The following is a 653-nucleotide window of genomic DNA, read 5'->3' as shown; positions in this document are numbered from 1 at the left end:
ACCGTTGTGCAACATATTGCCAAAAAACGAAAACCGATAGTTTATTGAAAAAAACATTATTAAATCTAATTCTGATTTCCTTTTTATTTGGCTGCTCTGAAAAAGAAGAAATTTATATTAATCCAGATTTAAAAAAGAAAATCGGACTTATCGTTCAATCCTATAATTCAGCCGACAATAATTATTATAAACCAGATATTTATGAAGTTCATTTTACGGAAATAGAAAATGAATGTTATGTGGCAATAAATACCAATATATTTTATCGGACAAATCTTGATGGACACGTATTCCTGAAAGATAAACTGATAACCTTCAACAATACAAAATCTGAATGTAATAATGGTTTAGTAAAAATTAAAACATCTAATAAAAAAGACAATTTGACTGATTTCCCTAATGAAAACCAGTCATTCGACAATTATAGTCCAGCATATTGGTATTTTAAAATAACAGACAAAGGTTTAAAGCCCGATAAACAAGGAAAGTTTAAAATTGATTTTAACTGACAAAAAAAATACGTTGCACAACAACGGCTACAAAAAATAGCTGCTGCGAGTTTGCCCGAAATTCCGTACTTTTCAAAAATGAAAAAACCTACGCCGACAAATCCGCGCTTGTTTTTCCGCTACTTTGTGTAGCCAGAACCGTTG

Annotated in this window: 1 protein-coding gene; it reads left to right on the top strand. The window is 30.6% G+C overall.

What is annotated here, in order from left to right; all coding sequences use genetic code 11:
- A partial coding sequence (locus K8089_RS16265) for a hypothetical protein (RefSeq protein WP_237604335.1) occupies positions 1–509 on the top strand: 509 nt, incomplete at its 5' end.
- Positions 510–653 lie beyond the last annotated feature (144 nt).

The sequence above is a fragment of the Aequorivita vitellina genome, from assembly GCF_022008365.1.
Classification (GTDB): domain Bacteria; phylum Bacteroidota; class Bacteroidia; order Flavobacteriales; family Flavobacteriaceae; genus Aequorivita; species Aequorivita vitellina.
This window is presented reverse-complemented; position numbering and strand designations above follow the sequence as displayed.